This is a genomic window from Olivibacter sp. EAT-5 (assembly GCF_044784325.1).
GTDB classification, from domain to species: Bacteria; Bacteroidota; Bacteroidia; order Sphingobacteriales; family Sphingobacteriaceae; genus Olivibacter; species Olivibacter oleidegradans.
The window spans coordinates 5,863,811-5,878,346 of sequence record NZ_CP173028.1 but is presented as its reverse complement, the minus strand read 5'-3'; the positions used below and the strand labels follow the sequence as shown (position 1 = coordinate 5,878,346).

General features: G+C 41.5%; 11 protein-coding genes. 5 read left to right on the top strand and 6 right to left on the bottom strand.

Annotated elements, in window-relative coordinates; translation table 11 throughout:
- Positions 1-12: 12 nt before the first annotated feature.
- Entirely contained in the window at positions 13-228 is a 216-nt protein-coding gene (locus ACH11B_RS24615; RefSeq protein ID WP_013667779.1) for a DUF2905 domain-containing protein, read from the top strand.
- An 80-nt stretch (positions 229-308) separates the two neighbouring features.
- Here the strand turns inward: ACH11B_RS24615 and ACH11B_RS24610 are convergent, their stop codons facing one another.
- Complete coding sequence (locus tag ACH11B_RS24610) at positions 309-1,562, bottom strand: BamA/TamA family outer membrane protein (RefSeq protein ID WP_130858454.1); 1,254 nt, start codon at positions 1,560-1,562, stop codon at positions 309-311.
- 319 nt (positions 1,563-1,881) lie between these two features.
- Here ACH11B_RS24610 and ACH11B_RS24605 point away from each other — a divergent pair, with 319 nt between their 5' ends.
- Entirely contained in the window at positions 1,882-2,751 is an 870-nt protein-coding gene (locus ACH11B_RS24605; RefSeq protein ID WP_377610905.1) for an SDR family oxidoreductase, read from the top strand.
- Between the two features lie 74 nt (positions 2,752-2,825).
- On the opposite strand, the gene ACH11B_RS24600 is transcribed toward ACH11B_RS24605, so the two are convergent.
- The 3 genes from ACH11B_RS24600 to ACH11B_RS24590 all read right to left on the bottom strand — a co-directional run bounded on the left by ACH11B_RS24600 (position 2,826) and on the right by ACH11B_RS24590 (position 6,635).
- The gene (locus tag ACH11B_RS24600) at positions 2,826-3,251 is read right to left on the bottom strand and encodes a thioesterase family protein (protein WP_130858452.1); all 426 of its coding nucleotides are present in this window, start codon (positions 3,249-3,251) and stop codon (positions 2,826-2,828) included.
- 11 nt (positions 3,252-3,262) lie between these two features.
- Entirely contained in the window at positions 3,263-5,233 is a 1,971-nt protein-coding gene (locus ACH11B_RS24595; protein WP_377610903.1) for a M1 family metallopeptidase, read from the bottom strand.
- A 124-nt stretch (positions 5,234-5,357) separates the two neighbouring features.
- On the bottom strand, positions 5,358-6,635 hold the full coding sequence (locus ACH11B_RS24590) for an NAD(P)/FAD-dependent oxidoreductase (protein ID WP_013667774.1): 1,278 nt from the start codon (positions 6,633-6,635) through the stop codon (positions 5,358-5,360).
- A 367-nt stretch (positions 6,636-7,002) separates the two neighbouring features.
- Between ACH11B_RS24590 and ACH11B_RS24585 the strand changes: the two genes are divergently transcribed.
- Positions 7,003-7,704, top strand: a complete 702-nt coding sequence (locus ACH11B_RS24585; RefSeq protein WP_149105976.1) for a hypothetical protein — start codon at positions 7,003-7,005, stop codon at positions 7,702-7,704.
- A 32-nt stretch (positions 7,705-7,736) separates the two neighbouring features.
- On the opposite strand, the gene ACH11B_RS24580 is transcribed toward ACH11B_RS24585, so the two are convergent.
- Both ACH11B_RS24580 and ACH11B_RS24575 read right to left on the bottom strand, forming a co-directional pair.
- The gene (locus ACH11B_RS24580; protein WP_130858448.1) at positions 7,737-7,979 is read right to left on the bottom strand and encodes a hypothetical protein; all 243 of its coding nucleotides are present in this window, start codon (positions 7,977-7,979) and stop codon (positions 7,737-7,739) included.
- Positions 7,980-8,049: 70 nt separating this feature from the next.
- On the bottom strand, positions 8,050-9,675 hold the full coding sequence (locus ACH11B_RS24575; RefSeq protein ID WP_377610902.1) for a dihydroxyacetone kinase subunit DhaK: 1,626 nt from the start codon (positions 9,673-9,675) through the stop codon (positions 8,050-8,052).
- Positions 9,676-9,956: 281 nt separating this feature from the next.
- On the opposite strand from ACH11B_RS24575, the gene ACH11B_RS24570 reads away from it, so the two are divergent.
- Together ACH11B_RS24570 and ACH11B_RS24565 are read left to right on the top strand one after the other, a co-directional pair.
- Positions 9,957-13,109 (top strand): SusC/RagA family TonB-linked outer membrane protein, encoded by a 3,153-nt coding sequence (locus ACH11B_RS24570; protein ID WP_377610900.1) that lies wholly within the window; start codon positions 9,957-9,959, stop codon positions 13,107-13,109.
- Between the two features lie 10 nt (positions 13,110-13,119).
- A complete protein-coding gene (locus ACH11B_RS24565) occupies positions 13,120-14,532 on the top strand; it encodes a SusD/RagB family nutrient-binding outer membrane lipoprotein (RefSeq protein WP_013667769.1) in 1,413 nt (470 codons plus the stop codon).
- The last annotated feature ends 4 nt before the right edge of the window (positions 14,533-14,536 follow it).

The following is a 14,536-nucleotide window of genomic DNA, read 5'->3' as shown; positions in this document are numbered from 1 at the left end:
TTTAAAAAAAGTATGGCTAAGGTAGTAATCTACATAGGAAGTCTTTTGGTAGTTATAGGCTGTATTATGTACTTTACCAATTCTAATCTGAATTGGTTCGGAAAGCTCCCTGGGGATATTCGCATAGAAAAACCGGGATTCACTTTTTTTATGCCCATTACCAGCATGGTCATCTTATCTGTTTTTATAAGTTTGTTGATTTGGATGTATCGGAAATTTTTGGAATAACCGATACATCGAATGCAGCTGCCTAACTTTTTTCTGCCTATCGGAATAGGTATATTTCCTTGGACTGACTTGAGAATTTGCTAAAAGGCTTCGTTCAGTCCGAGGAAAAAACCACGGGCGCCATATCGACCAAAAGCATAATCGAGGCAAAGATTGGTGCGGGTCGCTTTGTTGAAGAGTACACGAAGTCCTGCTCCTCCCCCTGGTTGCCAACGCTGGAATAGCTTAGTGCCTAGATCGTCATTCGCAGTTTGTACATGGAAAAAAGTAACACCACTCAGGAACTTGTTTCGTGTAATGGGGAAACGATATTCAACTTCCGAATAAAAATACAATGGACCCTTAAAATATGAAACGGTATAACCCCGGCCACTCCGGAAACTTGGGTCTTTACCTGTACCAGGTAGCTCCAAATAAGGTAGGGCTCCACTGACGAGATAAGAGCCCCAATTCCAGAATGCGATAACATGTTCAGGGTTGCGTTTCGACAAGCTCCAATATTTGCGAAAATCGGTCGTAATCTGTACAGCACTTTGGCTACTTCCTATCCATGTTTGATTAACGCGGATGCCAACGTCGGAATAAATACCTTTATACGCACGATTTTGATTATCGCGGGTAGTATATTGTACATTGAACAGGAAGCCATTCGCCATATAGTCTTCTTGCTTAAAACCATATCGCTCGTTATAGATATGATAAGGAGTAAGTCCCTGATCTATTTGTCTGTCTACAATTTTCCTACGGATATCAAAAGATACACCTGCTCCGAGAAATAGGTTTTCCTGAATCTGTTTGTAGATTTTTTCTCGGAAGTTATAGTATTGTGCATGTTGCGTATAGCCTCTACGTTCGGGATTGGTCAATACCCGGTCTTCGTCAGTGTCACCGCCCGCGTGCCCAATTCCAATCCCAAAGTCGGGTGATACGGTTCTTGCAGCTACTAAGCTTCCTTGTAAATTCCATTTATTCCCGGGTGTGTAAACGTTATGACTTAAGTAAAAGTAAATGATGCCTTTTGTAGTAATCGAAGCTGAAGTAGCAGCAACCGACATCAACGTGTTGGGGTCGTTTCCTAAAACTTTTCCTGCCACTGCCTTAATTCCAATCTGGGCTCCAATACTTGGATTGTAAGCTATATTAGGCATAGGGGTAATACCTGATTTCTTCTTAAGCGAATCAGGTTTTCTCTTAGGATGGATAATGTTCCTTATTAAATCACTGATATCATATTGATAAAAAGTTGAATCAGCTTTCTGCTTAGGTTCATCTATTCTCACTGCAGTTGTATCTTGTCCGTAGCTAAATACATATACATTTAACAAACAGAACATGCTTAGCCATGTCTTTAAGTGTTTTTTAAACGTTTGGTGCTTACGAAGAAGCGACTTCCGAGAATTAAACGAGCTGTTAAATTTCAAAATATTCTTCTTTGTTTTAAACATGTTCAGAACGAACGTAAACAATTTTCAATCCAAAAATTTCAATTGCTTTTCGCCCGAGCAATATCCATAACACGAAATGATTATTTTATGTTTAGATGATTCGTGTAATATTTCTATCGATAAAGCAACATTGGTAAAATAAACATTTCGTTTTCTTACAATTTTGAATGGTTCATCAAGCCGAATTTTGCGATATAAATATAACGTTATGACAAGCAAAGCATCTATTTTAATAGTCGGCGCAACGGGCGCGGTAGGCACACAATTAACCGCTTATTTAGCTGAAAAAAATGTCTCATTTAAAGCGCTAACAAGGGAAGGCGCAAAACAAACAAGCTTAATTCAATATAAAGGGGCGGAGATTGTTCACGGAGATCTTGCCAATATGAATAGTCTCAAAAAAGCATTAGAAGGGATAAAAAAAGTATTTCTGCTAACAGATTCCTCTGAACAGGCCGAATTCTTGCAGTTAAATTTAGTGAAAGCGGCGAAAGAGGAAGGTGTTGAACACTTGGTTAAATTGTCCCAATTTGCAGCAGATCCGGTTTCCCCTGTGCGTTTTTTAAGATATCATGGTGTGGTTGAGCAGAAAATAGCGGCCAGTGGCATACCTTATACTTTTTTACGACCTAATTTATATATGCAGGGGCTATTAGGTTTTAGAAAGCTTATTTCCGAACAAGGATTGTTTTTTGCGCCCATTGGCAATGCTCGTATAAGTTTAATTGATATCCGCGATATTGCTATGGTGGCTGGCGAAGTGCTGACTGGTAAAGGACACGAAAATCGGATTTACGATCTTACAGGCCCAGAGGCAATCACGCATGAGGAAATAGCTGCTTGTTTTTCAGAAGAATTGGGTCGGCCCATCCGATTTATAAATGTAGGACCCGATGAAATGTATCAAGAGCTAATTCGCTTCGGGTTTCCTCAATGGCAGGCGGCGGGGCTAATAGAAGATTATGCTCATTACGCTAGGGGAGAGGCCGCAGGAGTAAGTGCTGCGGTAAAAACAATAACAGGCAGATCGCCCCGGAATTTTCGAACTTTTGCTCAAGATTACGCTTCTTTTTTCTAATGCGTACTTTCTAACGCCTAGTCGCGAAATCTTTAGCAAATAAAGACTTCGCGGCTAAGCGTACATCTACAAGTTTAGATGTATTCAAAATCTGCTGTTTTAGGGAAGTTTTCCATACCTTCAAGTACGATTGGAGGGACAGGGCGTGCTAATTTTCGTTTGATGGTATCCATCCAACTTCCTTCCACTTTAAGAAGGGCGTGTAATGTATCCGTTTCCGCTATAAAGCTGTGTTGAATTACCCAAAAAGAAGCGTCGCGTTTCATTTTCAGAACTTTTGTGTCAATATATATACGGGAAGATAATCGGATTTCCCGTTTAAATACGCACTCCTCTTTAAATAGTACCGGCCCAAAATGTTGATCGATCATAACAGCAGCATTTATGCCGTAACGATCTAAAATTGCAATTCTTTCCTGGGCTGCAAGGTCATAATAAACACTATGTCTCAAATGAAAATTAGGATCGAGATCTGCCCACCTTAAATTTAAAAATTCCATTGTCCTCTAATTTATTTCCAACTATTATTTGATCGGTCGATGTCCGGAATTTTATGCTCGGGATCTAATTCAACACTTATTATTTTTGATTGCGTGCTCACATTAAACGTAGCATCAGCTCCCCGTTGCCAAATTTCTACAGGAACGGTGAAATTGTGAACTGTACCATTACTTTCTTTAATGCGTGCCAAAATAGGCATAGCCATTTGTTGTTTGTTTTCCACCGTGATAATTACTCCGTTTTTTGGTTCTCCATTTACATAGCTCACCCCTTTAATGGCTTGATCTAACTGCCAATTATGATAATACCAAGCCCTCCAAAACCAGGATAGGTCTTCTCCTGCACCGTTTTCTATCGAACGGAAAAAGTCTGCCGGTTGTGGATGTTTATAAGCCCAATTATGAATATATTGTTGGAATGCGTAGTCGAATCTTTCCGGTCCGAGAATGACATCCCTAAGTAAAACCAAACCAAAAGCAGATTTGAAATAGGCGAGAGGATGCACATATTTACGATCCATGGCGTCGGGAGGCGTCATTAGCGTATTAGCTTCTCCGCTTTCCGCAATCACTTTAACAATTTCATCCGCCGGATGTCCACCTCCCGGTGCATACTCACCGTCTCTTTTGGGAGCAAATTCCCCATCATTAAATTCTTCCTGCGCCAAAATATTAAGAAAAGTATTGAATCCTTCATCCATAAAAGGATAACGACGCTCATTAGATCCTACGATCATTGGAAACCAAGTATGTCCTATTTCGTGTGATGCCAAAAGATACATGATATAGGGTTTCGCTTGATAACCATTAAAAGCCATGCCGGGAAACTCCATGCCGCCAACAGGCCCAGCGACGCTGGTAGCTACCGGATATGGAAATGCAAACCATTTTTTTGAATAGTGTTCCACTGAAGCTTTGATCATTTCCGTTGACCTTGGCCAAGCAATCGAGTCGGTTGTAGATTCAATAGGATATACCGACTGTGCCAAGGCTGTTTTACCATCCGGTAGATTAATGCGCGCTGCGTCCCAAATAAAAGCAGAGGATAACGCCCAGGCTACGTCGCGCGTATTTTTCATATTAAAATGCCAGGTTACCGTGCCACGTTTGTTTTTTGTTAAGCCTTCTTTTAATTCTGATGCTGAGCGTATCATGACCGTTGCGTCCGATTCTTGAGCTTTGGCAAGCCGGGCTAATGTTTTCTCTGTTAAAACTTCTTCTTTATTGATTAGATCGCCTGTAGCAACGACCAAGGCACCGGCGGGTGCGGTTATCGAAAAATCAATATTTCCATAATCGAGATACATTTCTCCGCTACCCATAAAAGGTAGCGTATTCCAGCCATAATAATCATCATAGACACATAAGCGCGGATACCAATAAGAAAATTCAAAAATCTTACCGTTTTTAGTATCTAGATAGCCGGAACGCCCTCCACCGCCCTGTTTCTGTAAAGTATAAGCATATTTGATGGAAAGCTTGAGTTGTTCACCCGACTTTAGTGGGTGAGCTGCCAGTCGGATCTGCATGCGGGTGTCTTCAATTAGATAACTTGCATCTACCCATTCCCCGTTCCTTTCTATTTTAACCGAGCTGATTAGATAGCCTTTACGCGCATCTACAGCTGCGATCGGTGCTTGTATTCGATTCCCTCGTGTACTAGCCAAGGTATTGTTTTGGTCCAGCTGAAGCCAAAGTTGGTCTAGTTTATCTGGGCTGTTATTCTGATAGCGGATTTCCACTATTCCCTCCAAATTATAGTTAAGTGTGTCAAAAGATGCCTGTATACGGTAATCTGCCTGATTTTGCCAATATTTAGGGCCAGGTTTGCCACTGGCACTTCTGTATTCGTCTCCTTTATAGGTATAGAAGTCCGGTGCAAAGATTTTTTCGGGATAAAATTGAGCAAAGGCGTCTATCACGCTAAACTCCATCGCTATAAATAATGAGAAAAAAAGCGTTAAGATTTTTGTGGTTTTCATTGAAGAACGAATGTAAAGGATGGAAAATTCTATTAAATTGCTGTTGTCCGGGATTTGCCAGTGTAAAAATAGCTAATCTGGCGGACGTTTATTTAAGATAAATGCTGTTTCGTTCTGAAACCAATTAAAAATCGTCTTTATCTCTCTTCTTTTGATGCGAGCCTGGCCGAAATATTAAACGTAAGGTAGGATCATTGGTAATAAAAGACCACATCCAGCTGAATATCAGCTTCATCTTATTTCTAAACCCTATTAAGGGGATTATATGGATAAATAACCAAAGCACCCAGGCAAAAAATCCTTTAAAAGAAAACTTTGGAAGATCAGCTACTGCTTTGTATTTGGAAATGATGGCCATGCTTCCCTTGTCGTTATAGTGAAAAGATTTTTGTTCTTGACCGCTAACTGCCCGGGATAAATTCTTTGCCAGTAATTTTCCCTGTTGTATAGCCACTTGAGCAAGCTGTGGGTGGCCCTCAGGAAAATGGGGGTCCGTTGTTTGATAGCATATATCGCCAATGGCAAAAATATTGGCAGTATCTACTACTTTATTAAAAGCGTCGACTATAATCCGCCGTCCCCGGGTTATAACCTGCGATGGTAATCCGGGAACTTCTCGTGCTATAACTCCCGTAGCCCAGATAAGCGCTTCCGTCTCAATTGTCCTTCCATTCGACAAGATGACACGCCCATTGAGGTAATCCTTTACTGCCGCATTTAAAATCACATTAACACCTAACTTGGTTAAAACTTTCTCCGCTTCTTGTTGGGCAGTTTTACTCATAGGGCCCAGTAATACAGGCCCGGAATTGACAAGGTAAATATGCGATCTAAAATCTTTGATCTCAGGATATTCTTTTGCCGCTATATAACCGCCTAATTCAGCCAACATTCCCGCAAACTCAACACCGGTAGGCCCACCTCCCGCCACAACAATATTAAGTAAGCCATCTCGCCGAGCGGTGTCCTGCATTCTGACTACTTTCTCCATATTTAAGAGAATATGGTTGCGTAAATGAAGGGCTTCGTCTATTGTTTTCATGGGTAGCGAGTCGTTTTTTACCGACTCCATGCCGAAATAGTTTGTCTCTGTACCTAATGCGAGAACAAGGTAATCATATGATAAAGTTCCTGTATCTGTATCGATTGTGTTTTCCGATACATTCACTTGAATTAAACTACCCATGTGAAAACGCAAATTATCTTTTTTCTGAAACATTCGGCGAAAGGGGTAGCTAATATTGGACGGTTCAATAAATGCGGAAGCGACTTGATAGAGGAGCGGAGGGAAAAAGTGATAATTATTTTTATCCACCAAAGTGATTTCGAATCTTTTATCCGATTCGATGGATTTTATGAAATTAATGCCGGCAAATCCACCGCCAACAACTACTATTTTCATATATGTTATTGTTTTTTGTTTTAACAATACCAGGTCCTGAATGCTAGGTTAATTTTTTGAATTTCTGATCCAGCACGTGCAGGTCACCTATTTAACTGGTACAAAGTACATATTGTTTGGCATAGAAAAGAATCGTCTTCGGCTCTTATTCGTAATTATTAAGTTGTAATGACTAATTTAGGTAACAGGAAGGAATACATTTTTACGGATAAACATGAAACTACAAGCTTTATCGCACGGTGTCTTTATAAGTGGCTAAGAATAGCTATAACAATATCATGGTTTTTTAGGATGTTTTCTTTTCAGGCAGCTCATTATATTTGAACCAGTCTTGGAGTTAGTGAGAACTATTGAAAAGAAATATCTTATGAAAAAGAGATTGTTGATTTTTGTTTTTTTTACGATTGGCGTCATCCCAATTACTAACAGCCAACAAAAAGAAAAAGATATAAGGCAAGGACCGTTGGCAATTGAAGGTTGGTTTTTTAGAGCGATTAGCGGCTATCCGGTGTCCATTACCTTTGAACCCCTTGTGCTATTTAAAAACGGCGATTATTTTGAGGTAGGTGAAGAGCCGCTCGATGAAGTGGAGATTGGTACTTCCAAACAGCAAAAGCCGAAAGCTTGGGGCAAGTGGCAATTAAAGAACGGTGTCTATTACCTCACTAATTATAAAGGAAAAACTGTTGACTACAAATTAGGCTCAGGAAATTGGTTCCCAGCTTATGCATATCATAAGAGCCTACCATTAAAAAACGTATATAAGCGGACGAGCGGCGGAGACTATGGCAACGGTACCCATGCACTGATCATTAATAAGATTAGCTTTCTAGATAATCAGTACTTCGAAGAAGGAACTAATTCAGGCATCAGTACACCGAGCTCCGCTGCCTGGAAAAAAAGTAAAAATGCCGGCACTTATACTATTGATGAACATACGTTGACTCTTCGTTATAATGACGGTCGGGAAGTACGTCGCTCGTTTGCAGTAGGTGCTTCAGGTAGTCCGGCAAGGCCTTCTATGAATATGTTATTTATTGGGGGAGATGCCTTTGTTGATGCTGATTAAAGTTACTGTATTTAACAATAAGAAAAGTGCCGCTAACTAGTAATTACTTTATGCTTAAATAACTCGCTTTCCTCCATAAGTAATGCTTCTTCCAGCGTAAAAAAAGCATCTTGCTGATAATCGGGAAGCGCTGTTAAACGTTGGAATTCATCAACATCCACTCCGATGGGTATAAATACATAAGATTGCTGATGATGCTGTCCGGGCGCGAAAAGAACGGTGAAGCCGTCCTCCTTTAATTTATTCAGTAACTCGTGTGTTAATGCTTGCTCCATGCTGCAAACATACTTAAATTAAAATACAATTGCCTCGCCGATATAAACCCTTTGATAGCGCTTCGCTGTTTTATAAAGAAGCAATACGTTCAAATATACGCGCGACAATTTCTGCGCCCGGGTCCGGTACACTTTTTAATACAGCTTCGGACAGATATGCGGAGCGGCCGAATTTGGTCTTGGTTATATTCTTTGTTCCATCGGCACCTTTTCGAGCTTGCTTCGCTACTTCCTGAAGATCCTTTTGTTGAGCCAATGCTTCAAAAGCGGGTTGCAGTGCATTCACCATGGTGCGATCACCTACTTGAGCCCCGCCGTATGTGTTCATTTTCTTTAATCCTTGCAGAAGCGCTTGCCCCATGTCTTGTAAGGTTGAAAATTCATTTCCGGCGGCGGTAAACAGGATGGATAAAAGAACACCACTGGAACCACCGGTTTCCCTTGATAAGATACGACCTATACTTGACAATAATTTTTCAGGCTCATTTAAAGGTAGTGCATGAATGGACGATAACAAGCGCCGTCCGGCAATTGCAAAAGTAGAGCCCGCATCCCCATCGCCAACTTGTATATCCAATTTATTGATTTCCGCTTCCGACAAAATCAAAAGTTCAGCAATGCATTCTATAAATTGTTGTACACGACTATTGCTTGATGCTTCGTACGGAATGGTTTTAGGAAGCATCGGGTGTGGTACAACGTTCGGTTTCGAAAACGTCTGTATTTGCCAAGTAGCGAGATTAACAGGTGCTATTAACGCCCTTTCAAGGTCGTTATTTAACGCGAGCAGCGAAACGGAGAAGCCGCTCATGTTAATAGACGACATCAGTGCCGCCGGGCCAACAACATATTCAACCTTATCGGCCAAATGTGTTTTACGAAAACTATTGAGCAATAAGTTCATTTCTATTGGACTTACACTTCCCATGTTGTTGAAAATCATGGCGTATTTTCCGTTCTCTTCAGGTAAGTGCTGTGCTAATTTGTCGACCACCAGCTCCATGAGCTTATCAGCTTGTGCGTAAGGAATAACTTCTATTCCGGGTTCTCCATGTATACCCAAGCCTAGTTCAACTTCATTGTCATTTAATCGCATGGTAGGTTCTTGCCCTAAATGTTGACATTCGGTAAGTGATAGCCCGATGGATATCGTGTTATCAATCACATGCTGTGCTGCCTCTACAATTTCCTGCAGCGACTTGCCTTCCTCGGCTAGATACCCTGCTATTTTATGAACGAATAATGTCCCCGCCAGACCTCTTCTTTTTACATCGGTGCCAAGTGCAATATCATCATCAACGGTTACAATCTCGACCTGAAGACCAAGTGCTCGTGCTTGTTCCGCAGCTAGGCCGAAATTGAGCCGATCGCCTGTATAATTCTTTATAATAAGTAGACACCCTTTAGAACCAGCCGTAGCTAAGATGGCTGATAAAACGGCATCAACGGATGGAGAGGCAAATATGTCTCCGCAAACGGCGGCTGTTAGCATCCCTTTTCCTACAAAGCCGGCGTGGGCAGGTTCATGCCCGGATCCGCCACCGGAGATGACTGCAACTTTTGACTTGTCCCAATCTTTGCGTAGTACAACACGTACTTCTGGGAAACTATCCAATTTAACCAAATTAGGATTAGTTAAGAGTCCGTCTATCGCTTCATTTACGATTTGATCCACTTTATTGATAAAGAATTTCATGATCGATTTTTTTGGCAAGTTAATGAAGAATTTCTCTTAGATGTTCATTTATTGGTAAGATTGTAAAACTGAAGAAGTTTTATGCGTTATTTTTCGTTTTCGAAAAAAAATACTACAAAAAACGCATAATCCAAAGATTTCTTTTTAAATTGGCCTTACCATTATAAACGTATTAAATCAAGGGATTAGTTTTTTATAGCTGTTCGCTTTTCGATGTATGAAGAGTTTGAACTTCATGTTTATTTAAGTTGTTTGCCACCTAATTAACTAAACAAAATGATATGAAAAAATTAAGACAATTTCTGTTGTTTCTTTTTGTGCTGAGTTCAAGCTATGCCTATGCACAAGAAAAGACCATTCAGGGTAGGGTTATTGATATAAACACGGGAGAAAGTTTATCCGGTGTAACGGTAACCATCAAGGGCACCGAACGGCGAACACAAACCAACGCACAAGGTATTTATGAGCTAGTTGCCACCCGCGGAAGTATCCTTGTGTTTTCTTACATAGGCATGGAACCATTAGAACTTACTGTCGGCGCTGAAACACGTGTTGATGCCCGTTTAAAACCCATCGCCTCCGGATTAGACGAAGTGGTGGTGACTGCTTTAGGTATTCGAAGAGATGAGCGTTCGTTAGGATATACTGCGCAAAAAGTGACAGCTGAAGAGCTCAACTATAATAAGCAACCTAATATGGTAAATGCTTTACAAGGTAAGGTTGCGGGAGTTACCATCAGTAGTACCGGTGGAGCACCCGGGCAGGGAGCAAGGATCCAGATACGGGGTATCAACTCATTGGATCCTGCACGGGATAATCAGCCCTTATTTGTGATCGATGGCGTATTAATGGATAACAGTACATCCGTTCAAGGCGAAGGAGCAGAAGGTAGAGGATTGAGCAATAGAGCGGTTGACGTCAATCCCGATGATATAGAAACCATTAATATCTTACGAGGAGGCGCCGCTACCGCTTTATATGGTTTACGGGGTGCCAATGGCGTGGTCGTTATTACCACGAAGTCAGGTAAGTCCGGTAGTTTGAAAATTGACTATCAAGGAACAGCCGGTTTTGAAAACGTTGCGCGTTTCCCCGAGTTGCAAAACACCTATACGCAGGGGTGGCAAGGAGAGTATGATCCAGCGTCTTTCTGGCCGTCTTGGGGACCAACGGTAGCCGACGCACGCGCTATTGATCCAACGCATCCTGCCCAGTTATATGACCATGTTAAAGATGCGTTTAGGACAGGTTCTCAGTTTAAAAATACGTTGACATTGTCGGGTGGCTCAGAAAAGATTACTTTCCTATCTTCCTTGTCCCAGCTAAATCAAGAAGGGGTATTACCGGCGACAGATTTCAAGAATTACCAGGCCCGATTGAATACGACCTTTAAATTAAGCGAAAAGTTCAATGGCGGTGTCAACATGAGTGTTAATAATTCGGGTGGTTATCGGGGTAATGCCGGTAGGTACATTGAGCAATTAATTTATTGGTCGCCCCGTCATGACGTGAATGACTATTTAGAAGACAATGGCACGATGCGTTCTTACGGAACAACGACCAACCCTCGATACGTAGCCGAAACCAATCGTTTTAAAGATGACGTTTTACGATTTATAGGAAATGTCAACTTCTCCTATAAACCAATTGAGTGGTTAAACCTTTCTTATCGGGCCGGAATAGATACTTATCGTGATAATCGTTTGGGCACTGCCCTAGGGTTTAGAGATTTGGTAGGTGAGCGATTGGTGGAAGAAAACGGAACCGATGCGAATCCCGGGCTAGGTTTCATGCGGGTTTATAATCAAAACTTCCGTTCCATCAATAGCACTTTCATTGCAAGCGCTGATCACCAGTTTTCAGATGATTTCGGTGCGACTTTACGGTTGGGACACGATTTATACGATCGTTATATCCGGCGGGAAAATACAGAGGGATCTAATTTAAGTGTATATGATTGGTTTTCATTACCAAACGCCAAAACAATTCAGGCTGACACTTATGAAGAGAAATACAGGCTCATGGGTGTTTTTGGTGAACTTTCCTTTAACTATAAAAACTATCTATATTTAACACTAACCGGTAGAAATGATATCACTTCCTCCTTGGTAAATCCACGGAACTCCTTCTTTTATCCATCTGCCACACTTAGTTATGTGTTCTCTGATCATCTGAAATTGCCTGACGGCATTGATAATGCCAAGTTCCGTTTCTCCTATGCTAGGATCGGTAAGGACGCTGACCCATATTCAACCAGTCGTGGCTTAGCAATCTACCGCGGTCTCCCCACAGGGTATAGTGGGTTTACGCGACCAAACTTATTAGGTGACCCACTGTTGAAGCCGGAATTTACAGACACATGGGAGACCGGTTTAAGCATGGCTTTCTTACAAAACAGATTAAGTTTCGATTTTAATTATTATCATTCTGTAAGCAAAGATCAAATTATTAAGATTCCGGTATCTTCAAGTATCGGTTATGTGAACGCCGCGGTTAATGCGGGCAGTATGCGCAATCAGGGGATAGAGCTCTCTGTTAATGCAAGACCTGTTCAGTTCGATGATTTCAGTTGGGATACGCGCTTGAATTTTTCAATGAACAGAAATAAAGTTTTATCGCTTCGGGAAGATTTAACGCAAATAGAGGCGGGAAATGAATTTGGTTATTTGAGTTCCAACGTATACATGTGGCTGATCCCCGGAGAAGCCTATGGCGACTTATATGGTCGGGTATTAAGACGTTATTATACACCGGACGAAATAGCGCAAGGTTTGGATCAATCGGATGAAATTGATCCGAACAGACCACTTTTAATAGGGGATAACGGTTTTCCAATACTGGATGCGGTTGCTAATAAGAAGAAGTTAGGAAATGTGCAGCCGGATTGGTTAGGAGGATGGAGCAATACCTTTAATTATAAAGATCTGTCTTTATCCTTTCTTATTGACGCCCGAGTGGGTCAGGAGCGATATAATCAATTAGCGAATTTTTACTCAGCCTTTGGCATGGCCAAGTACACGGAAAATAGAAATGACCATATGGTTTTTGAGGGTGTATTGGCAGACGGCACACCAAATACAAAGGAGGTATGGCTCGGTCAGGGTGTTGACCCTGCCACGGGACTTAATTATGGCGATGGCTATTATAGAATCATCCACCGCGGTGTATCCGAGAACTTTGTAGAAGACGCTTCATGGGTACGCCTTCGTTCGGTTTCGTTAGGATATCGATTTCCACAAAAGTGGTTGCAAAATAGTTTTGTAAAAAGCGTTCAGTTGTCGGTCACCGGAAACAACTTGGCTTTATGGACAGATTACTCGGGTTTCGACCCGGAGAGTACAACAACAAATAGCGGTTCTAATGTGGATGCTTTTGCGGGAATGACTTATCCATCCGTTAGAAGCTTTTTGTTTACTTTAAATGTTGGTTTTTAAACATACGATTATGAAGGCAAAATTTATATATATAGCGCTACTGGGAATTATTTTATGTTCAAGTTGCAAGGATTATTTTGATCTGAACGAAAATCCCAATTTGGTGCAAGATCCACCAATCAATGCCATGTTGACAACAGCGACGCAAAAAGCAGCGTTGAATATGCAACAGTTTGGTCTGATTACAAGCTATTATACGCAATATCTGGCAAATCCCTCAGCTAGTGGGGCAGCTGACACCTATCAAGTAACGGATGATTCAGAAGAATGGAATGACGTTTATTACGCAATGGCCGATCTATATGATATGATCCAAAAGGCCGATTCAACAGATGCGTTTCACCATGCAGGAGCAGGTAGAATATTGATGGCTTATCAGCTAGGTTTGGTAGCCGATGTTTGGGGAAGAGCCCCCTTCTCACAAGCCTTTTATGCTAATGATATATTAACGCCGGCTTATGACAGTGAGGATGCACTGTACAGCGAGTCCCTTCAACTGATTGACCGAGGAATAGCAGACCTACGAAAAACCGGCGTTACAAGCGAATTGGATGAAACCTCGGATTTAATGCACCACGGAGATGTAAGCGCATGGATTAAAACTGCCTACGGGTTGAGAGCACGCTTGCTGAATAAGCTGTCCAAAAAGTCGAGCTATGATCCAACGGCTGTTCTCGCCGCATTGGATAGCTCTTATCAATCAACGGATGACGAGTCTAGCATGAATACTTTTCTAGGTATAAATCCATGGGCGCAGATTGCTAGAAATAATGCTAATAATCTATTAGGTGGTTGGTTATCAGATAATTTTGTTAATCATCTGAATGGGGCTACCTATGGTTTCGAAGATCCGCGCATCGCTAAAATTACTGATAAGACTATTAATGGCAACTACGTTGGAACTCGCAATGGTCAGGGCAATGTTGGAGGTCCGAATACAGTCCACGATGAATGTTATATCAGTACCAATTCACCTCTTACCGCAGAAGCAGCTCCGTTGGTTATTATGACTTACGCAGAACTTAAACTTGTTGAAGCAGAGGCTGCATTACGTGTTGGAAACAATAATCGTGCTTACGAGGCTTATTTAGCAGGCATCCAAGCCCATATGGACAAACTGGGCGTGGCTGTTTCTGATAGGGATGCGTACCTGCAAAATACAACGGTAGCAGTTGGAGCAGCTAACCTAAGTTTGGAACTGATCTTCAAAGAAAAATACGTTGTTACCTATTTGAATCCCGAAGCTTGGAATGATATGCGAAGAAATGACTATCAATATAAAGATTTTAGGTTGCCATTGAACGCTTATCTAAATAATTTTATTAGACGAGTTGCTTATCCCGCTGATGAACGTGGCCGAAATAGTAGTAATGTGCCGGCAGATGAGCCCTTAGATACCCCACTTTGGTGGGATCAACCTTAATAGC

Coding starts and splice junctions, on each gene's coding strand:
- ACH11B_RS24605 (WP_377610905.1), top strand. CDS start 1,882: ATGACAAGCAAAGCATCTATTTTAATAGTCGGCGCAACGGGCGCGGTA.
- ACH11B_RS24595 (WP_377610903.1), bottom strand. CDS start 5,233: ATGAAAACCACAAAAATCTTAACGCTTTTTTTCTCATTATTTATAGCG.
- ACH11B_RS24580 (WP_130858448.1), bottom strand. CDS start 7,979: ATGGAGCAAGCATTAACACACGAGTTACTGAATAAATTAAAGGAGGAC.
- ACH11B_RS24590 (WP_013667774.1), bottom strand. CDS start 6,635: ATGAAAATAGTAGTTGTTGGCGGTGGATTTGCCGGCATTAATTTCATA.
- ACH11B_RS24615 (WP_013667779.1), top strand. CDS start 13: ATGGCTAAGGTAGTAATCTACATAGGAAGTCTTTTGGTAGTTATAGGC.
- ACH11B_RS24575 (WP_377610902.1), bottom strand. CDS start 9,675: ATGAAATTCTTTATCAATAAAGTGGATCAAATCGTAAATGAAGCGATA.
- ACH11B_RS24600 (WP_130858452.1), bottom strand. CDS start 3,251: ATGGAATTTTTAAATTTAAGGTGGGCAGATCTCGATCCTAATTTTCAT.
- ACH11B_RS24610 (WP_130858454.1), bottom strand. CDS start 1,562: ATGTTCTGTTTGTTAAATGTATATGTATTTAGCTACGGACAAGATACA.
- ACH11B_RS24570 (WP_377610900.1), top strand. CDS start 9,957: ATGAAAAAATTAAGACAATTTCTGTTGTTTCTTTTTGTGCTGAGTTCA.
- ACH11B_RS24565 (WP_013667769.1), top strand. CDS start 13,120: ATGAAGGCAAAATTTATATATATAGCGCTACTGGGAATTATTTTATGT.
- ACH11B_RS24585 (WP_149105976.1), top strand. CDS start 7,003: ATGAAAAAGAGATTGTTGATTTTTGTTTTTTTTACGATTGGCGTCATC.